Annotated in this window: 20 protein-coding genes and 1 other RNA gene; 18 read left to right on the forward strand and 3 right to left on the reverse strand. The window is 31.9% G+C overall.

Annotation, left to right across the window (positions count from 1 at the left end):
• Positions 1–13: 13 nt before the first annotated feature.
• From tadA to NOU10_RS00325, 11 genes are all read left to right on the forward strand, one after another.
• Positions 14–514 (forward strand): tRNA adenosine(34) deaminase TadA, encoded by a 501-nt coding sequence (tadA, locus tag NOU10_RS00275; RefSeq protein ID WP_003703380.1) that lies wholly within the window; start codon positions 14–16, stop codon positions 512–514.
• 41 nt (positions 515–555) lie between these two features.
• An RNA gene (gene ffs, locus NOU10_RS00280) (signal recognition particle sRNA small type) lies at positions 556–641 on the forward strand.
• Between the two features lie 78 nt (positions 642–719).
• On the forward strand, positions 720–2,459 hold the full coding sequence (gene dnaX, locus NOU10_RS00285; protein WP_250200487.1) for a DNA polymerase III subunit gamma/tau: 1,740 nt from the start codon (positions 720–722) through the stop codon (positions 2,457–2,459).
• 17 nt (positions 2,460–2,476) lie between these two features.
• Complete coding sequence (locus NOU10_RS00290) at positions 2,477–2,791, forward strand: YbaB/EbfC family nucleoid-associated protein (RefSeq protein ID WP_080550229.1); 315 nt, start codon at positions 2,477–2,479, stop codon at positions 2,789–2,791.
• A 26-nt stretch (positions 2,792–2,817) separates the two neighbouring features.
• A complete protein-coding gene (recR, locus tag NOU10_RS00295) occupies positions 2,818–3,417 on the forward strand; it encodes a recombination mediator RecR (RefSeq protein ID WP_003700665.1) in 600 nt (199 codons plus the stop codon).
• Between the two features lie 13 nt (positions 3,418–3,430).
• Positions 3,431–3,670: a YaaL family protein gene (locus tag NOU10_RS00300; protein ID WP_011476227.1), complete on the forward strand. Its 240-nt coding sequence runs from the start codon at positions 3,431–3,433 to the stop codon at positions 3,668–3,670.
• Positions 3,671–3,789: 119 nt separating this feature from the next.
• Positions 3,790–4,416 (forward strand): dTMP kinase, encoded by a 627-nt coding sequence (gene tmk, locus NOU10_RS00305; protein ID WP_250200486.1) that lies wholly within the window; start codon positions 3,790–3,792, stop codon positions 4,414–4,416.
• A 34-nt stretch (positions 4,417–4,450) separates the two neighbouring features.
• On the forward strand, positions 4,451–5,446 hold the full coding sequence (holB, locus tag NOU10_RS00310) for a DNA polymerase III subunit delta' (RefSeq protein ID WP_255905735.1): 996 nt from the start codon (positions 4,451–4,453) through the stop codon (positions 5,444–5,446).
• Between the two features lie 10 nt (positions 5,447–5,456).
• Complete coding sequence (locus NOU10_RS00315; protein WP_003700660.1) at positions 5,457–5,801, forward strand: DNA replication initiation control protein YabA; 345 nt, start codon at positions 5,457–5,459, stop codon at positions 5,799–5,801.
• On the forward strand, positions 5,801–6,682 hold the full coding sequence (gene rsmI, locus NOU10_RS00320; RefSeq protein WP_255905736.1) for a 16S rRNA (cytidine(1402)-2'-O)-methyltransferase: 882 nt from the start codon (positions 5,801–5,803) through the stop codon (positions 6,680–6,682). The genes NOU10_RS00315 and rsmI overlap by 1 nt, the downstream gene beginning before the upstream one ends.
• 11 nt (positions 6,683–6,693) lie before the next feature.
• Entirely contained in the window at positions 6,694–7,431 is a 738-nt protein-coding gene (locus NOU10_RS00325; protein WP_255905737.1) for an acyl-[acyl-carrier-protein] thioesterase, read from the forward strand.
• A 62-nt stretch (positions 7,432–7,493) separates the two neighbouring features.
• Here the strand turns inward: NOU10_RS00325 and NOU10_RS00330 are convergent, their stop codons facing one another.
• Positions 7,494–8,474 (reverse strand): asparaginase, encoded by a 981-nt coding sequence (locus NOU10_RS00330; RefSeq protein ID WP_255905738.1) that lies wholly within the window; start codon positions 8,472–8,474, stop codon positions 7,494–7,496.
• Between the two features lie 151 nt (positions 8,475–8,625).
• Here NOU10_RS00330 and tsaB point away from each other — a divergent pair, with 151 nt between their 5' ends.
• The 3 genes from tsaB to tsaD are packed head-to-tail and all read left to right on the forward strand — an operon-like array spanning position 8,626 to position 10,923.
• Positions 8,626–9,357 (forward strand): tRNA (adenosine(37)-N6)-threonylcarbamoyltransferase complex dimerization subunit type 1 TsaB, encoded by a 732-nt coding sequence (tsaB, locus tag NOU10_RS00335; protein WP_250200481.1) that lies wholly within the window; start codon positions 8,626–8,628, stop codon positions 9,355–9,357.
• On the forward strand, positions 9,344–9,868 hold the full coding sequence (rimI, locus tag NOU10_RS00340; protein WP_241690406.1) for a ribosomal protein S18-alanine N-acetyltransferase: 525 nt from the start codon (positions 9,344–9,346) through the stop codon (positions 9,866–9,868). The genes tsaB and rimI overlap by 14 nt, the downstream gene beginning before the upstream one ends.
• A 23-nt stretch (positions 9,869–9,891) precedes the next feature.
• A complete protein-coding gene (tsaD, locus tag NOU10_RS00345) occupies positions 9,892–10,923 on the forward strand; it encodes a tRNA (adenosine(37)-N6)-threonylcarbamoyltransferase complex transferase subunit TsaD (protein ID WP_250200480.1) in 1,032 nt (343 codons plus the stop codon).
• Between the two features lie 63 nt (positions 10,924–10,986).
• On the opposite strand, the gene NOU10_RS00350 is transcribed toward tsaD, so the two are convergent.
• On the reverse strand, positions 10,987–12,936 hold the full coding sequence (locus NOU10_RS00350; RefSeq protein ID WP_255905739.1) for an ABC-F family ATP-binding cassette domain-containing protein: 1,950 nt from the start codon (positions 12,934–12,936) through the stop codon (positions 10,987–10,989).
• A gap of 173 nt (positions 12,937–13,109) precedes the next feature.
• Between NOU10_RS00350 and NOU10_RS00355 the strand changes: the two genes are divergently transcribed.
• Positions 13,110–13,751, forward strand: coding sequence for a redox-sensing transcriptional repressor Rex (locus NOU10_RS00355; RefSeq protein WP_081510526.1), 642 nt, complete (start codon positions 13,110–13,112; stop codon positions 13,749–13,751).
• Positions 13,752–13,852: 101 nt separating this feature from the next.
• Here the strand turns inward: NOU10_RS00355 and NOU10_RS00360 are convergent, their stop codons facing one another.
• The gene (locus NOU10_RS00360; protein WP_003710513.1) at positions 13,853–14,482 is read right to left on the reverse strand and encodes a CPBP family intramembrane glutamic endopeptidase; all 630 of its coding nucleotides are present in this window, start codon (positions 14,480–14,482) and stop codon (positions 13,853–13,855) included.
• 195 nt (positions 14,483–14,677) lie between these two features.
• On the opposite strand from NOU10_RS00360, the gene groES reads away from it, so the two are divergent.
• The 3 genes from groES (at position 14,678) to NOU10_RS00375 (ending at position 19,209) form a co-directional block, all read left to right on the forward strand.
• Positions 14,678–14,962 (forward strand): co-chaperone GroES, encoded by a 285-nt coding sequence (gene groES, locus NOU10_RS00365; RefSeq protein ID WP_003706535.1) that lies wholly within the window; start codon positions 14,678–14,680, stop codon positions 14,960–14,962.
• A 29-nt stretch (positions 14,963–14,991) separates the two neighbouring features.
• Positions 14,992–16,614 (forward strand): chaperonin GroEL, encoded by a 1,623-nt coding sequence (groL, locus tag NOU10_RS00370; protein ID WP_003706536.1) that lies wholly within the window; start codon positions 14,992–14,994, stop codon positions 16,612–16,614.
• 192 nt (positions 16,615–16,806) lie between these two features.
• Positions 16,807–19,209, forward strand: a complete 2,403-nt coding sequence (locus tag NOU10_RS00375) for a cation-translocating P-type ATPase (protein ID WP_255905740.1) — start codon at positions 16,807–16,809, stop codon at positions 19,207–19,209.
• Positions 19,210–19,305 lie beyond the last annotated feature (96 nt).

Genomic DNA, 19,305 nt, shown 5'->3' on the forward strand with positions numbered 1-19,305 from the left:
CGAGGTGATTTTCTTGCCATTGACTGATGAACAAAAAGTGAAATTTATGAAAGAAGCTTTATTTGAAGCAAAATTAGCAGCTAAGATTGGAGAGGTGCCAATTGGCTGTGTAATTGTAAAAGATGGAAAAATCATTGGGAGAGGGCATAACTTAAGGGAACATAGTCAGAATGCTACACTACATGCAGAGATGTTAGCCATTGAGGAAGCAAATGAAACAGTTAATAGTTGGAGGTTAGTCGATACTCAACTTTTTGTAACATTAGAACCTTGTCCAATGTGCAGTGGAGCGATTATTAATTCAAGAATTCCTGAAGTATATTATGGTGCATCTGATCCTAAAGCAGGAACTGTAGGAACATTGATGAATTTACTTGAAGATAGCAGATTTAATCATCAATCATTTGTAGAAAAAGGAATTTTAGAAAATGAATGTGCTTCTATTCTGAAAGATTTTTTTAAATCAATTAGGAAAAAAATGAAGAAAAAAAGAAAAAATCGAGTGAAAGACTAGATATTTTTGACTAATTCGTGTATCATAGTATTTGCCGCAAGGCCTTGAGGCAATGTTGTCTTTGTGAAGCGTGTCAGGTCCGGAAGGAAGCAGCACTAAGCAGAGTTCGCATGTGCCTTAAGTTAATATGAAATGTTAACTCTCGGTTTTGTTCTTGGAGCAACCGAGAGATTTTTTTTGATGAATTTTGGAAGGAGGAGTCTCTTTGAGTTATCAGGCTCTTTATCGAGTTTGGCGTCCACAAAGATTTATGGATCTAGTTGGTCAAGAAATGGTGACCAAAACTCTGAAAAATGCAATTATAACTCACCAAACCTCGCATGCTTACTTATTTACTGGTCCTAGAGGAACTGGTAAGACATCTGCAGCAAAGATTTTTGCCAAGGCTATAAATTGTCGCTTTTCAAAAGAAGGTGAGCCTTGTAACGAGTGTGAAACATGTAAGGCCATTACGGAAGGGCGTTTAAATGACGTTATTGAAATAGACGCGGCTTCTAATAATGGTGTAGAGGAAATTAGAGATATTAGGGATAAAGTAAAGTATGCGCCCACAGAAGCTGATTATAAAGTATACATTATTGATGAAGTTCATATGTTATCAACTGGTGCATTTAATGCTTTGTTAAAGACCCTTGAAGAACCTCCAGCAAATGTAGTCTTTATCTTGGCTACAACGGAACCGCATAAAATCCCAGCAACTATCATCTCAAGAACGCAGAGATTTGATTTTAAGAGAATAACTGCTGAGTCTATTTTACAAAGAATGATTTATATTTTAGATCAAAAAAATGTAGATTATGATGATAAAGCTTTAAAAGTAATCGCTAAAGCTGCTGAAGGTGGAATGCGTGATGCTTTAAGTTTACTAGATCAAGTAATCTCTTTTGGTGATAATAATGTTACTTTAGATAACGCATTATTAGTAACGGGGAGTGTTACACAAGAAAGTCTATTTAATTATCTGAAATTTGTACTATCTAAAGATACGACTAATGCTTTAAAAGAAATTCAGCAGATTGTAGAACAAGGTAAAGATGCCAATCGCTTAATTGAGGACTTAATTAATTATTGTAGGGATTTACTATTATACCAACAAGCACCAGAAATGGTTTCTGATGGCGAATTAGGTTTATTAGATGATAAATTTAAGGAATTATCTCAACAAATAAATGTTACTCAAATTTACCAAATCATAGATGAATTAAATAAACAGCAAGAGAATATGAGATTCAGTTCTCACCAATCTATTTATTTGGAAGTATTAACTGTCAAACTAACGCAATTAAGTACGAATAGTGAAGCTGATAGGATATCGAATGTTGATTTGAGCCAAATTGAATTATTAAAGCAAAAAATAGAAAACTTACAACGTAAAGTGGATAGTTTATCCAGTAATACAATTCAAATTGAAAAGAATAATGAACCTAGAAAGCAAGTTAGAAAAAATACAACAAAGGGACAAAAAAATGTTAAAATTAATTTGTCACAAGTTTATAGTGTATTAAACAATGCTACAAGGCAATCACTAAATGAATTGAAACAAGTTTGGCCAGATTTAATGAATATGTTATCTGTTACTCAAAGAGCAATTATGCATGTTAGTGAACCTGTTGCAGCTAGTGAAAATGGTGTTGTTGTTGGCTTTGAATATGCATTTTTATGCCAAAAAGCTCTTGAAGACCAAGAGTTGATAGATACTCTGGAAAATGGATTAGATAGACTAATTGGAAAGGTTCCAAGTTTAGTATTGATTCCAGTAGAAAATTGGCCTGAAATAAGAAGTAACTATCTTAAACAAAGAAAAAATGGGGCAGTAGTTATTGCTGATGATACAAATGAACAATCTCAAGATAATGATGATCAATCTACTCCAACTCAACCAACTATTATACAAAAAGCTGAGGAACTATTTGGTACAGACATTGTTGAAATAAAAAATGATTAATTGAAAGGATATGATGAATGATGATGCGTGGTATGAACATGCAAAGTATGATGAAACAAATGCAAAAACTACAAAAGAATATGAAAAAGGATCAAGATGAGCTAAATGCAACTATTTTTGAAGGTCATGCAGCTGATGATGCTGTAGTAGTAAAATTTACTGGTGATCACAAGATGACAGATATATCTATCAAGGAAGAAGCTGTTGATCCAGATGACGTAGATATGTTACAAGATTTAGTACTTATGGCAGTTAATGATGCTATGAACAAGATTGATAAACAAACACAAGAAACAATGGGTAAATATTCTCGTAATATTCCAGGACTATAATTTTTCTAGAAGGAAGGGGTTATTAGATGCAATATCCAGAACCTATTTCTAAATTAATTGATAGTTATATGAAATTACCAGGAATTGGTAGTAAAACGGCAACTAGATTAGCATTCTATACAATTGATATGCAAGAGGATGATGTGACTGAATTTGCTCAATCTCTGATCTCTGCTAAAAGAGATTTAAGTTATTGCAGTATTTGTGGCAATATTACTGAAAGTGATCCTTGCATGATTTGCGCTGATAAATCGCGAGATAATAGTAAGGTTGTTGTTGTTGAACAACCAAAGGATGTGATGTCATTAGAAAGAATGAATGAGTATCATGGTTTGTATCATGTACTCCATGGTGTATTATCTCCAATTGAAGGAAAAGGTCCTGAAGATATAAATATTGCTTCTCTTTTAAGAAGACTGCAGAAAAATGAAGCAATAAAGGAAGTTATCATTGCTACTAATGCGACCCCTGAAGGAGAAGCAACTGCTATGTACATTGCTCGTTTAGTAAAACCAGCTAATATAAAGGTTACTAGATTAGCACATGGATTAGCTGTAGGTAGTGATATTGAATATGCAGATGAGATGACATTATTTAAAGCTATTGAAGGACGACAAGAAATTTAAGGTGGTGGGTATTCTGTTCGGTAGAAATAAAAAGAAATTACGCAAAGAATACGATGAAGAACTACTTTATTTAATAGATCAGGCTAAAAAAAATTGGGATCACGCTAGACAAACAGAACAAGCTGTATATGAAGTAGATGAGGAATTAGTGGCTGAAACTCAGCTTGCAAAAGCTAAATATCAATTTTTATATCAAGAAGCTAAGTTGCGAAATGTCAGGGGACATATTCAATCCTCTGTAATAGATCATTAATTAAAGAAAGAGGAATTGTAATTTAAAATAGCAGTTCCTCTTTTTATTTTTTGCAATTAGACATAAAGAAAAAATTAAAGTAGAATTGAATTAATATTATATGCAATGAGGTTTTTTTATTGGAAGGAAAATTTATAACATTTGAAGGTATTGATGGTTCAGGTAAAACAAGTGTATTAAAGGGTGTTATAGAGCATCTAAATGGTAAGAAAATAGATAATTATATTTGGACCAGAGAACCCGGTGGAAATAGAATATCAGAAGCTATCAGAAAGATCATTTTAAATGTTGAATATACGGAAATGGATGCAAGAACAGAGGCATTGCTATATGCGGCAGCTAGACGACAACATTTAGTTGATACAGTACTACCAGCTTTGAATGAAGGGAAGTTAGTCCTATGTGATCGTTTTGTTGATAGTTCTGTAGTATATCAAGGAGTAGCTAGGGATATAGGTGTAGAGCCAGTTATTAAATTAAATGAGTTTGCTACTGAAAATCTCAAACCAGATTTAACTTTATACTATGATGTTGAACCAGAGATAAGTTTGAAGAGAATTAGCAATAATCGTCAAAATCAAGTAGATAGATTAGATAAAGAATCTATGGACTTTTATCATAAGGTAAGACAAGCTTATTTATCATTAGCTGAAAGCAACAAAGAAAGAATTAAAGTTATTGATGCAAGCCAAAATTTAGATAAGGTTATAGATGATACATTAGCTATTTTAAATAATTTTATGTAATTTCCATAGTTAGAATTAGAGGTATCCAACTAAAATGAAAATATCTATAACGGAAAGACAACCGTTTTTAACGAAACATTTTGCAAAATTGATTAGAGAAAACAAGCTGGTACATGCATATTTACTATCAGGAGCTGAAGGTACTGGAAAAATAGAATTAGCAAAGTGGGTTGCTAAGGGGATATTCTGTTTAAATTCACAAAATGGAGTACCTTGTTTAAAGTGTTCTGAATGTAATAGAATTGAGAATAATAATCACCCAGATGTAGTTACTATTATGCCGGACGGATTATCAATAAAAGTTGATCAAATAAGATATTTGAAGTCGGAATTTAATAAGAGTGGGGTAGAAAGTGATAGGAAAGTATTTATTATCCAAGATGCTCAGAAAATGTCAATTGGAGCTGCAAATAGTTTGTTGAAATTCCTGGAAGAACCATCTGGAAATATAACAGCTTTTCTATTAACATCTGAACCACAAAAATTGTTACCAACTATTATTTCAAGGTGTCAAGAAGTCGAAATGCAACAACTTACTTCTGGACAATTGGAGCAAGAATTAATTTCAGAAAGCATTTCTGAGAAAAATAGTCATATTTTAGCCAATCTTGCTCAAAGTGTAGTTGAAGCTAAAAAAATTAATGATAATGAGAATTTTGATAAGATTTTAGCAACGGTCAATAATTGGTATCGAAAATTGTTAAGAAAAGATTTATTATCATTTGTAATGATTCAATCAAAAATTATCGGACTTATTCAAAATAAAGAAGATCGAAATCTAGTATTACAAGTTATAATATTAACTGTACGTGATACAGTTTTAGAACGTTTTGGATTGACAGAAGAGATAGTCTTTAAAGAGAATATAGATTTCATCCAACAAAATACTACGCAGATAACAAACGATAAATTGGTTAATGGCTTAAATTTGGTGGTAGAAAGCAATAGAAAGTTGGCAAGTAATATCTCTATGCAAAATATGCTAGAAACTTTAACGTTAAATTTGTTTGATTGCTATTTTAATAAATAGGAGTGGTACTGTGAATAAACGAGAACTATATGATAGTTTTGAAGAATTGGAGAAACAAACAAAATTTACATTATCTCAAATTGAACGGATAAAAGCTGAGATGGGTAAAGTAATTGAAAAAAATGCAGAGTTAGAAATTGAAAATCAACATTTAAGAGAACATTTGCATGAAATTGAGCAAAAACAAAAAGGCAACAAAGAAGGAACAGAGCTCTCTAAATCTAGAAAGAATTTAGAAAAATTGTATGAGGAAGGATTTCATGTCTGCAATGTAGATAATATGTATGGTTCACGAAGAGTTAATGATGAGCCGTGTGTATTTTGCCAGGATGTGATATATGGTGATAGGCATTAATGGTATTACAAGTAATTAGTAGTTTTAAGGGACAAACTTCAAATGGAACTTTATATTTGGTTCCAACTCCTATTGGAAATTTGGGAGATATGACACCTAGAGCGATAGAAGTTTTAGGTGAAGTGGATTTAATAGCAGCAGAAGATACTAGAAATACCCAAAAGCTATTAAATCATTTTAATATCAGTACTAAACAAATTAGTTTTCATGAACATAACACTCAGGAAAGAATACCCAAGTTAGTTGAAAAGTTAAAGACAGGTATAAATATTGCACAAGTTAGCGATGCAGGTATGCCATCTATAAGTGATCCTGGACATGAATTGGTTGAGGCATGTATTAAAGAAGATATACCAGTTGTACCACTACCAGGAGCTAATGCAGGTATAACAGCATTAATAGCTTCGGGATTAATTCCACAACCATTTTATTTCTATGGTTTCTTACCACGAAAAAATAGTGAACAAAAACAAGAGTTAACGAATTTAAAAGGACATACTAGCACAATTATTTTCTATGAAGCTCCACATCGATTGAAAAAAACTTTAAAGAATATGTCAGAAGTGCTTGGAAATAGAAAAGTTGTATTATGCCGAGAATTAACTAAAAAATTTGAAGAATTTATTAGGGGAAATTTGGAAGAAGTAATGGAATGGGCAAATACTTCTGAGATTCGTGGAGAATTTGTAATAATACTAGATGGTAATCATGATGAACAAGCAGAAAAGAGTAAGGTAACTACGGATTTAAGTATTGAAGAACAAGTAAGGAAATTGATTGAAAATAGGAATTTAAAACCTAATCAAGCAATTAAAGAAGTAGCTAAAGAAAATGGACTGAAAAAACAGGAAGTATACAATTTATATCATCATTTGGATTAGAGGTAATATAAATGGTAGCCAAGAGATACAATGAGAAACATCGGGTAGTTTTCTACGAAACTGATGTAACTAAGAATATAAATATCGGAATGTTAGTTGATTTGATGATGTTAGCATCGGAAAATCAAAGTGAGCAATTAGGTATAGGAACAGATAAAGTAAATGGTCTAGGATATGGATGGGTTATTACTCAACATGTTTTGGAGATTGAACGACTTCCCAAGATAAATGAGGAAATTAAAATTTGGACAGGGGCAGATTCTTATAATAAATATTTCTGTTATCGTGAATTTGGAATAGATGATTTGGATGATAATCCGTTAGTAAGAATGCATACAATCTTTGTATTAATGGATTTTGAAAATAGAAAAATTTCTCAGATTGTACCAGAACTTATTATACCCTTTGGGGCAACTGAAACTCCTAAGGTGAAACGATATAAAAATGTTAAGAAGATAAAGGAAATAGACAATCATAAAAAATATCAAGTTCGTTTTATGGATATAGATTCAAATCATCACGTTAATAATGTACACTACTTTGACTGGATGTTAGATACGTTAGACTATGATTTTCTCAGCAAACATACGCTAAAGAAGATAAATATTCAGTATAAACAAGAAATTACATATGGTGATATAGTAACAAGCAATGTCCAAATAATAAATAGTAATGATACAATTACTACTTTACATGAAGTTAAGAATAATGATAAAATGTCATGTTTAGCTGAATGTGAGTGGGTATAAACGAAAAGGCACTGACAATAGGTAGAGTAATAATTCTATTGTCAGTGCTTATTTTATACTTATTATGAGATTGCATCGCTAACAAAATTAGCTAAATCTTTACCTTTCAAGCCGGCACTAATACCAACTAATAATTTTATTCGAGCTTTTTGACCATTTAATCCTTGGCAGAATATGACTCCCATCTCCTTTAACTGAACACCGCCACCTTCGTAAGAATAAACATCTTCAGCGATGCCATTAAAACATCTAGAAACTAAAACGACAGGAATATTTTTATCAATGATTTTCTTTAAACTAGGAAGTACGTGTGGTGGAAGGTTTCCAGCACCAAGAGCTTCTATAACTAAACCATTAGCATTACTTGTATCGCTAGCAATGAAATCAAAAAGTTCATTATCCATACCAGCGTATGCCTTTAATAAATACACATGATTTACAACATTTTGGATAGGCAAGGCAGTATGTCTAAGTAACTCTTCAAAAAATGAAACTTTATGTTTAGATACTAAACCAATTGGTCCAAAAGTTGGAGTTCTAAAAGTTGCAACATTGGTTGTATGAGTTTTTGTAACATATCTAGCAGTATGAATTTCATCATTCATTACTACTAAAACACCTTTACCATGAGCTTCATCACTAGCAGCAGTTTGAATAGCAGTTTGAAAATTATGTAGACCATCAGATCCAATTTCATTTGCGGATCGCATTGCACCAGTAATAACGATAGGGAATTTACTAGGAATGGTTAAATCCAAAAAATAAGCAGTTTCTTCAAGAGTATCTGTACCGTGAGTGATAACAACACCATCAATATTTTCATCAGCAGCACGTAAAATTCTTTTTTCCAGTAGAAGCATTTGTTTAGGTCCAATATGTGGAGAAGGATAATTGAAAATATCTTCAGTAATTAAGTTTAATTTTCCAGCAAAAGGATTAGCAAATTGATTAAGAGGATTAGAAGAATCGGGAGATACAGCACCATTTTGATCTTCAGACATTGCAATTGTTCCACCAGTATGTAGTATTAATATGTTTTTCAAATTAAACCACCTCATAAGAATAAATATATGTAAGCTAATTATAACTACCTAAAAAATGAATGTCGAGAAAGAATTAAGATAACAGATTTTTAATCAATAAGTTAGTGTGATAAAATTATACGAGTAAAACTCAAACGAGGTGAATATAATTATGAAAATATTGGCAATAGATACGTCTAATAGACCTCTAAGTGTGGCAATATTAGAAGATAAAAGATTGTTAGCAGAAACTACTACTAATGTTTTAAGAAATCATAGTACTACACTTATGCCAATTGTAGAAGATTTATTAAAAAAAGCTGCAACAACGATTCAAGAAATAGATAGATTTGTTGTTGCTAAAGGTCCAGGCTCATATACAGGTTTAAGAATAGGAGTTACTACGGCAAAGACTTTTGCGTTTACTTTAAATAAAGAATTGGTGGGGGTTTCTAGTTTAAAAGTATTGGCGGCAAACTATAAAAATACTAATAGGATTATTGTTCCTTTATTTGACGCTAGAAGACAAAATGTTTTTGCTGGGGTATATCGTTGGAAAAATGGAGAATTGGTTAATGTAATGCCTGATGGACATATTTCTTTAGAGAAACTTCAAGAAAAATTAAAAGGCAATGAAATTGTCTTTGTTGGTGAAGATGCAATTAAGTTAGAAAAAGAAATTGGTGAATTCTTTACTGGAGAAGACTATATTTTTGCTGAAGGAAAAAATAATTATCCGTCAGCAATGGTGTTAGGTATTTTAGGACAGAAAGAAAGCGTAGTAGAAAATATTAACGATTTTATTCCAGATTATTTGAGATTAACACAGGCTGAAAAGCAGTGGCTAGATAAGAATAGTGATGAAAAAATTAAGTACGTTAAAAAATTTAATGACCAATTATAAAACAATGTTTAAACAATATAAGAAAGTTTATTCTTTTAAGGAATGTTTATATCAAAATAAAATTACTTTAAGGCAAGCTATAGTTACAGATATTAATAGTTTTCTACAAATTGAAGAAGACGTTTATGATGGAAAAACACCATGGAATCATACAGCATTTTTGCAAGAAATGTTAAATAATAGACGTTCGATTTATATATCTGCAGTAGCTAAAAATGAAGTTATTGCATTTATAGGTGTAGATTTTTATCCGTTAAAATGTGAAGCACATATTACTAATTTTGCAGTTGCTACCCCATATCAAGGACAAGGACTAGCAAAGTTTATGATGAAAAAAATAATGGATTTTTGCAAAGATGAAGGCTATAAAGTAATTTCTTTAGAAGTGAATAATAATAACATTATTGCGAAATCATTGTACGCTAAAATGGGTTTTGAAGAAGGAAAATTCTTGAAAAATTATTATACTGAAACTTTGGAAGATGCAATAGAAATGTACGTTTATTTATAATTTAAAATTTAAGGTGGAGAATAATGGATAAAAAAGATAATATAATTTTAGCTTTTGAATCTAGTTGTGATGAGACAAGTGTAGCAGTAGTAAAAAATGGAAATGAAATCTTGTCAAACATAGTTGCAACTCAAGTGGCTAGTCATCAAAGATTTGGTGGGGTTGTTCCAGAAGTTGCTTCAAGACATCACATTGAACAGATAACATATTGCATACAAGATGCTCTTGATGAAGCTAATGTAGATTACGAGGACTTGGATGCGGTAGCAGTGACTTATGGTCCAGGGTTAGTGGGTGCTTTATTAGTAGGTGTAGCTGCTGCTAAAGCCATTGCATTTGCACATAATTTACCATTAATTCCAGTAAATCATATGGCTGGACATATCTATGCCGCAAGATTTATAGGAGAGATAAAATTTCCAGCTTTAGCTTTATTAGTATCAGGAGGACATACTGAATTAGTATATATGCCTGAGGAAAATAAATTCCAAATAATTGGCGAAACTCGTGACGATGCAGCTGGAGAAGCTTTTGATAAAGTAGGTAGAGTAATGGGAATGAAGTATCCGTCTGGTAAGGAAATCGATGAATTAGCTAAAACTGGGAAAGATACTTTTAATTTTCCAAGAGCGATGGAGAAAGAAGATAACTTTGATTTTAGTTTCAGTGGTTTGAAGAGTGCGTTTATTAACACTGTACATCATGCTAGTCAAATTGGAGAAAAGCTTGATAAAGCAGATTTAGCTACAAGTTTTGAACAAAGCGTAGTTGATGTATTAAGTAGTAAAACCGTCAAAGCATTGAGACATTTTAAGGTAAAACAATTAATTCTTGCTGGAGGCGTAGCCGCTAATCAAGGATTAAGAACAAGATTAGATAAGGAATTAACAGCATTTAAAGATGTAGAATTGTTGAAAGCACCTTTGAAATTATGTGGTGATAATGCAGCGATGATAGGTGCTGCTGGATATGTGGCTTTCAAGCATGGTGTTCGAGCTGACATGACATTGAATGCTGAACCAAGTCTAGAATTTGAATGGATGGTAGAAAAATAAAAAGATGTGAGACTTAGTATGACTAGAGTGAGCATAACTCTGGTATTAAGTCTTACATCTTTTTTATTGTAATCCTTCTAATTCTAAACTTAGTTCAGTCCATTTACTTTCGGCTTCATTTAAATCATTTGTTGCCTTAGATAGCTTTGTGTGTAACTCATCCATTTTTTGTGGATCATTGAAATTATCAGGTAGTGTCATTTCTTGCTCTATATTGGCTTTTAATTCTTCAAGACGTTCCATTTCAGATTCAGCATTATCAACTAAACGTTGTAATTTACGCTGTTGTTTTTGTAATTCTTTACTTTTCTTATAGTCAAGTTGCTTTTGAGAAGTTTTTGAAACTTGTTGATCATCTTGAGATTGTTCTGCCTCTTTAGCTGCTTCAATTGCTTCTAATTCAGCTTTTTTCTCTAAATAATAATCATAGTTACCAAGGTATAAGTTACTTCCCTCTGGAGTGATTTCAAGAACGGTATCAGCGACTTGGTTGATGAAGTAACGGTCATGAGAAACAAATAAGATGGTTCCTTCAAAATCAATTAAAGCACTCTCTAATACTTCTTTACTATCTATATCTAAATGGTTAGTTGGTTCGTCGAGCATTAAGAAATTATCTTCTTGTAAAGCAAGTTTTGTTAATGTTAATCTAGCCTTTTCCCCACCAGAAAGATTATGTACTACTTTTTTAACATCATCACCGACAAATAAGAAACTACCTAATAATGAGCGAACATCTTTTTCTAACATATTAGGATGATCATCCCAGATTTCATTTAGGACAGTTTTTTTATCATGTAGGTTTTGTTGTTCCTGATCGTAGTACCCAGTTTGAACATTAGTACCAAAAGTAGCAGATCCATGGATGAAAGGAATATTTCCTAAAATACTCTTTAGTAAGGTGGATTTGCCAATTCCATTAGGTCCGACAACAGCCATTGCATGATGTTTACGTAATTCGAAAGTGATAGGATTTGAAATAACTTTTGAATCATAGCCAATAGCAGCATCTGTGACCTTTAAAACTACATTTCCACTTTCCTTGCTAGCATGAAATTTAAAATGAGGTCCTTTTTCTTCACCTTCAGGACGCTCTAATCTATCCATTTTCTCTAATTGTTTTCTTTTACTTTGAGCTCTTTTAGTTGTAGAAGCTCGAACTAAGTTTTTATTAACAAAATCTTCTAATTTTTGAATTTTCACTTGTTGCTTTTCATATTCTTTCCATTGAGTACGCAAGCGAGAAGCTTTTTCTTCAATATAATGAGAATAATTTCCAACATAGTGACTAGAATGTTGATGACTTAATTCGTAAACTTCGTTGACAACTTTATCTAAGAAGTAGCGGTCATGTGAAACAATTAAAAGGGCACCGGTATAACCTTGGATATAATTTTCTAACCAAGTCAAAGTTTCAATGTCGAGGTGGTTAGTAGGTTCGTCAAGAATTAACAAATCACGTTTTTCTAAAAGTAATTTAGCTAAAGCTAAACGTGTTTTTTGTCCACCAGATAAGTCAGAAACCATTTTTCCATAGTCTTCTTCAAAAAATTGGAAACCATGTAAAACAGCTTTTACTTCATTTTCATAACCATAACCATTATTTTCTTGGAAGTCATGTTGTAATTGATCATATTGATTTAATAATTGTTGATATTCCTTAGATTCATGTGGAATTGACGGAGAAGCAATCTTTTCTTCAAGTTGATGAATCTTAGCTTCCATCTTTTGCAAGGGTTCAAAGACACTTAACATTTCATCTAATACATTTTTAGTAGATTCTAATCCTGTATGTTGTGCTAAATATCCAATAGTTAAATCTCGTTTAGTAACGATTTTTCCTTCATCTGGAAGTGATTCACCGATTAACATTTTTATTAGTGTAGATTTTCCTGCTCCGTTGCGACCAACAAGTGCGATCTTGGAATTATCTTTTATATCAAGATTGACATTCTCAAAAAGGATATCTGCTCCAAAATGTCGGGCAACTTGCTGTGCTTGTAAAAGTAGCATAAAATCACCTTTTCTATTAATTTACTGTATTATAACACTAAGACGATTTATAGTGTAACATAGAAATTTCACAAATAAAAACGTTAAAGATGATAATTAAGCCAATATATTGTATAATTGTGGAGCTATGTGTTAAACTTATGTTAAATATTTCACGAAAAGAGGAAAGTCTAATGGCAGAAGTAAAGATTCCGCAGGCTACTGCAAAACGTCTACCGATATATTATCGTTATCTAAGACTATTATCTAATTCTGGAAAGAATAGAGTTTCTTCAACAGAATTAGCTGAAGCCGTAAAAGTAGATTCTGCTACTATTCGACGTGATTTTTCGTATTTTGGTGCTTTAGGTAAACGTGGTTACGGATATGATGTACAAAGTTTACTTGATTTTTTTACTAAGCAATTAAATCAAGATACGCTAACTAATGTTGCTTTGGTTGGGGTTGGTAATTTAGGACATGCTTTATTGAACTTTAATTTCCATCAAAGTAATCATGTAAGAATTAGTGCAGCATTTGATGTAAATGAAGATATTACAGGAACAATTCAAAGTGGAATTCCAGTATATCCAATGTCTGATATGAAAGAACAATTAAAGTTACAGCAAATTGAAATTGTAATTTTAACTGTTCCGGCTCCTGTAGCACAAAAAGTTACAGATGAGTTAGTAGAAGTTGGTGTAAGAGGAATATTGAATTTTACGCCACTTAGAATTACTGTACCAGAAAATATACGTGTACAAAATGTAGATTTGACGAATGAAATGGAAACTTTGATTTATTTCTTGAATCATTTTGGAAACACAGAAGAGTAGTGTTACATAGAAGACTGAAATAAGTTTCAAAATAAAAATTGCTGAAGATTATGATGTTATCTAATCATTAATCTTCAGCAATTTTTTGATATTAACAACTTCTAAAGCGATGACAGAAGTATAATAAACAAGTTTAGAAATATATGACTAAAAGTAGAAGTAATAATCGTTCCAGTCCGATAGTAAATATAGCAAAACAAAAGGCCAATACTAGCATAGATAAGGAAATGACCATCCATATGAGCTAAACTAAATAGAAGACTGGAAATTAAGGCAGCAGGTAGAAAAGGGATGAATCTTGAAAAATTTCCAAATAAAACTTTTCTAAAAATTAACTCTTCCATTACAGGTGCAACAATTCCAGGTACTAAAATGTAGTATGGGTAATGGTGAACAATTTCTAACAATAGGTTAGTATTAGCTGAATATGATGAAAAATGGAAAAGTCCTGATTCAATACGAGATAATCCAATTTGAATTATGAGGGCACCGACCATACCAAGGATACTCCAGAGTAAAATAGATTTAAGTTTAATAGTTTTATATTCTAATTTATTTTTAAAAGAGAATCTATGATTGAGATAAACAATAAACAACATGCAGAGTATTCCAATAATAGTTTCAACCAAATAAAAATTATGACTTTGATTATAAAAAATATTGAATATTGCTAACAAAATTTGATAACCAATATAGGTTAGCAATAAGGGAATAGAATTTCTTTGTTCCAAATTAATTATCACCTTTCATTTTTAAATTTAATTGTACCATTAACAGGTCAAATAAAAAAATTAGCACTCTAATGTGTCGAGTGATAAAAAATACTTGCAATTTATATTTAAAGTGGTTATAGTATTAATTGTAGTTAGCACTCAGGAGTTGAGAGTGCTAAATGATACAGATGATTGATATTGGAGGGATTAGACGTGCTTAAACCATTAGGAGATCGCGTTGTTTTAAAAGTTCAAAAGGAAGAAGAACAATCCATTGGTGGAATTGTTATCGCAAGTAATGCAAAAGAAAAGCCTACAACAGGTGAAGTAATTGCTGTTGGTAACGGACGTATCTTAGACAATGGACAAAGGGTTGAACCTGAAGTAAAAGTTGGTCAATCAGTTGTTTTTGATAAGTATGCTGGTTCTGAAGTTAAATATGAAGGCGAAGAATATTTAGTAATCCGTGAAAATGATATTATTGCGGTTATAGATTAATTTTTAATTAATTTGAGGTGAAGAGATTTATGGCAAAGGAAATTAAGTTTTCAGAAGATGCTCGTTCAAAGATGTTGAAGGGTGTAGATAAATTAGCAAATACAGTAAAATCAACTATTGGTCCTAAAGGCCGTAATGTTGTTTTGGAACAATCTTATGGTTCCCCAACAATTACAAATGATGGTGTAACAATTGCTAAGGCTATTGATTTAGAAGATCATTTCGAAAATATGGGAGCAAAATTGGTGTCTGAAGTTGCTTCTAAGACAAATGATATCGCAGGTGATGGTACAACAACTGCTACTGTTTTAACACAAGCTATTGTAAATGAAGGTATGAAGAATGTAACTGCTGGTGCAAACCCAGTTGGAATTCGTCGTGGTATTGAATTAGCAACTAAGGCTGCAGTTGATGCATTACATGAAATGTCCCATACAGTAGAATCCAAGAGTGATATTGCACAAGTTGCTTCTATTTCATCTGCTAACGAAGAAGTTGGTAAATTAATTGCCGATGCTATGGAAAAGGTTGGTAATGATGGTGTTATTACAATTGAAGAATCTAAGGGTATCGATACTTCTTTAGATGTTGTTGAAGGTATGCAATTTGATAGAGGTTATCTATCACAATATATGGTAACTGATAATGATAAGATGGAAGCTGATTTAGATAATCCATACATTTTATTAACAGATAAGAAGATTTCAAACATTCAAGAAGTATTACCATTATTGCAATCAATTGTACAACAAGGTCGTCCATTATTGATTATTGCTGATGATGTAGACGGTGAAGCATTACCTACACTTGTTTTGAACAAGATTCGTGGAACATTTAACGTTGTTGCAGTTAAGGCTCCAGGATTTGGCGATCGTCGTAAGGCAATGTTACAAGATATTGCTACATTGACAGGTGCTACTGTTATCACAGATGACTTAGGCTTACAATTGAAAGATACAACAGTTGAACAATTAGGTTCTGCTGGAAAAGTAACAGTAACTAAGGAAAATACAACAATTGTTGAAGGCGCTGGTGATAAGGACAAGATTGCTGAACGTGTAGAACAAATTAAGAAGCAAATTAGTGAAACAACTTCTGATTTTGATCGTGAAAAATTACAAGAACGTTTGGCTAAATTATCTGGTGGTGTTGCAGTTATTAAAGTTGGTGCTGCAACTGAAACAGAATTGAAAGAACGTAAGTACCGTATTGAAGATGCTTTGAATGCTACACGTGCTGCTGTTGAAGAAGGATTTGTTCCTGGTGGTGGTACAGCATTGGTAAATGTTATTGGTAAAGTTGCTGCTTTGGAAGAAGAAGGCGATGTACAAACAGGTATTAACATTGTAAAACGTGCTTTGGAAGAACCTGTTCGTCAAATCGCAGAAAATGCAGGTTTAGAAGGTTCTGTAATTGTTGAAAAATTAAAGGAACAAAAACCAGGTGTAGGTTTCAATGCTGCTACAAATGAATGGGTTGACATGGTTGAAGCTGGTATTGTAGATCCTACAAAGGTAACTCGTTCAGCACTTCAAAATGCAGCTAGTGTATCTGCTTTATTATTAACAACAGAAGCAGTAGTTGCTGATAAGCCAGAACCAGAAAGTAACGACCAAATGCCTGCAACACCAGGTATGGGTGGTATGATGTAATCTAGGTTTAGATTACTAAATTAAAATAAGTAATAAACACTGAGATTTCAGTCATGAAATTTCAGTGTTTATTTTTTTAAAATTATATAATATTTTAAATGTATTATATAAAAGTTAAAGATTGTTCAATGATTTTATTATATCCTACATGTTATACTAACATTAGTGATAGTTAGGGATTGGGGGATAGTAATGAAAAAATCAAGTAACGAAAAAATTGATATAAATAGGATAACTCCTGATGCAGACTATGGGCTTACGGATAAACAAGTGGAAAAATATAAGAAAAATGGTTGGAGTAATGAGGCAGTGAAACCACCTGTACGTACTGCCAAAGAAATAGTTGCAGAAAATATATTTACATATTTTAATTTGATATTTTTAATATTAACTTTACTTTTATGTTTAGTAAATTCATTTAGAAACTTAACCTTTTTACCAATTATTATTGCAAATATTTTTATTGGGATAATTCAAGAATTAAGGGCAAAAAAAGTTGTTGATAAGTTAACGATGCTAAATTTTCCGCAGGCTATGGTAGTAAGAAATGGAGAGGTTACACAAGTAAATGCAGAAGATTTAGTATTAGATGATATTGTAATCTTTAAAACGGGGAATCAAATTTTAGCTGATAGTGAAATTGTAAGTGGAGAAGTTTTAGTAAACGAATCTTTATTGACAGGTGAGTCTGATGAAATTCCTAAAAAGCTAGGAGATAAATTAATGTCAGGTAGCTTTATTATTGCTGGAAAGTGTAGAGCAAGACTAACAGCGGTTGGCAAAGACTCATATATTTCTAAGTTAACATTAGAAGCTAAGAAAATGAAAAATGTTGAACGTTCTGAAATGATCCAAGATCTTGATATATTAGTAAAATTTGTAGGTGTAGCGTTAGTTCCGATTGGAATTGTTTTATTTATACAAGGGATTTTCATAAATCATGAAAGTTTACATGACAATATAACATCTATGGTAGCAGCTGTTTTAGGTATGATACCAGAGGGGCTGTATTTGTTAACAAGTGTAGCACTAGCTGTTAGTTCCATGAGGCTAGCTAAGAAAAAAGTATTGCTTCATGATATGAAAAGTATTGAAACTCTAGCAAGGGTAGATGTTTTATGTGTAGATAAAACAGGAACAATTACTGAAAATGAAATGAAAGTAGAAAAAATAAAAGCAATCGATGTAGAGAACAGAGATGCCTTTGAAGAGTTATTAGCAAAGTTTGTTTATGCAATAGATGAAAGTAATAATACTATGAAAGCTATAAGAAATTATTGTAAACAGACGAGTAAAGTAATAGCAAGTGAAATCATTCCATTTACATCAAAAAATAAGTATAGTGGGGCTGTTTTTGAAAATGATGCATATATATTAGGTGCTCCTGAATTTGTATTGCGTGAAGATTTTCCATTATATCAAGATAATATTAATGAAGATACTAAAAAAGGATACAGAGTACTAGTGTTTGGAAAAGCTTTAGATGGTTTTATGGATAAGAAAATTACAGGTAAAGTAATTCCTATAGGATATGTATTAATAACAAATCCCATAAGAAAAGAGGCACCTGCAACATTTAATTATTTTAAGGAGCAGGGAGTAGAAGTAAAGGTTATTTCTGGAGATAATCCGCAAACTGTTTCAGAAATATCTAAAAAAGCACAGATTGAAAATGCAGATTTGTACATTGATGCTACAAAGTTAGAGACAAAAGAGGACCTAGCTGAAGCAGTTAAAAACTATAATATTTTTGGTAGGGTGACACCAACGCAAAAAAGAGAAATTATACGAATTTTGAAAGAACAAGGAAGAACTGTTGCTATGACAGGCGATGGAGTAAATGACGTGCTAGCACTGAAAGATGCAGATTGTAGTATAGCTATGGCGTCTGGTAGTGATGCTGCAGTTTATTCATCGCAAGTAGTGCTGTTGGAATCGAATTTTTCATGTATGCCTGATGTGGTTTTAGAAGGAAGACGTGTAGTAAATAACATTCAACGTTCTGCTAGTTTGTTTTTGGTAAAGAATATATTTTCCTTTTTCTTATCAATGTTAGCAGTTATTTTATCATTTACTTATCCTTTAAAGCCTGCACAAGTTTCATTGATAGGGATGTTTACAATTGGGATACCTGCCTTTTTCCTAGCGTTACAACCTAATAAAGAAAAGATAGAAGGGCGATTTTTATCTAATATATTACTAAGGGCCTTTCCAGCAGGAATAACTGATGTGATAGTTGTGGAAATGATGGTACTTCTAGCTTCGATGTTTGAAATAAAATATGCAGATTATTCAACAGCTTCTACTATTTTATTATCTATAGTAGGATTGATAGTTTTGTATAAGACTTGTAAGCCATTCAATGTCCTTAGAGTAACCGTTTATGTGGGATGTATCTTAGGATTGATAGGAAGTTGTGTGTTTTTACCATGGCTATTTGGCATCACATTGCCATCAAAAGAATGTATTGTTTTATTAATATTAATTGTAATAACGATTAATACGTTATTAAGTTATACAACCAAAATTGTTAACTTAGTTCGAAATGGTTTTATTAAAATTAGAAATAAAATCAAAAGTATTTTTAATAATTAATGGTTAATTTTTAACAAGACCTATGTGACAAAATTCTAACAAATTTACTTTTTTAAACATTTTGATTAAATAGCTGTTGAAACTTTGAATGAAATA

This window comes from Ligilactobacillus sp. MP3 (assembly GCF_024436335.1).
GTDB classification, from domain to species: domain Bacteria; phylum Bacillota; class Bacilli; order Lactobacillales; family Lactobacillaceae; genus Ligilactobacillus; species Ligilactobacillus salivarius.

Coding starts and splice junctions, on each gene's coding strand:
- NOU10_RS00355 (WP_081510526.1), top strand. CDS start 13,110: ATGGCAGAAGTAAAGATTCCGCAGGCTACTGCAAAACGTCTACCGATA.
- tsaB (WP_250200481.1), top strand. CDS start 8,626: ATGAAAATATTGGCAATAGATACGTCTAATAGACCTCTAAGTGTGGCA.
- groL (WP_003706536.1), top strand. CDS start 14,992: ATGGCAAAGGAAATTAAGTTTTCAGAAGATGCTCGTTCAAAGATGTTG.
- NOU10_RS00375 (WP_255905740.1), top strand. CDS start 16,807: ATGAAAAAATCAAGTAACGAAAAAATTGATATAAATAGGATAACTCCT.
- tsaD (WP_250200480.1), top strand. CDS start 9,892: ATGGATAAAAAAGATAATATAATTTTAGCTTTTGAATCTAGTTGTGAT.
- recR (WP_003700665.1), top strand. CDS start 2,818: ATGCAATATCCAGAACCTATTTCTAAATTAATTGATAGTTATATGAAA.
- NOU10_RS00325 (WP_255905737.1), top strand. CDS start 6,694: ATGGTAGCCAAGAGATACAATGAGAAACATCGGGTAGTTTTCTACGAA.
- holB (WP_255905735.1), top strand. CDS start 4,451: ATGAAAATATCTATAACGGAAAGACAACCGTTTTTAACGAAACATTTT.
- rimI (WP_241690406.1), top strand. CDS start 9,344: ATGACCAATTATAAAACAATGTTTAAACAATATAAGAAAGTTTATTCT.
- rsmI (WP_255905736.1), top strand. CDS start 5,801: ATGGTATTACAAGTAATTAGTAGTTTTAAGGGACAAACTTCAAATGGA.
- NOU10_RS00350 (WP_255905739.1), bottom strand. CDS start 12,936: ATGCTACTTTTACAAGCACAGCAAGTTGCCCGACATTTTGGAGCAGAT.
- NOU10_RS00290 (WP_080550229.1), top strand. CDS start 2,477: ATGATGATGCGTGGTATGAACATGCAAAGTATGATGAAACAAATGCAA.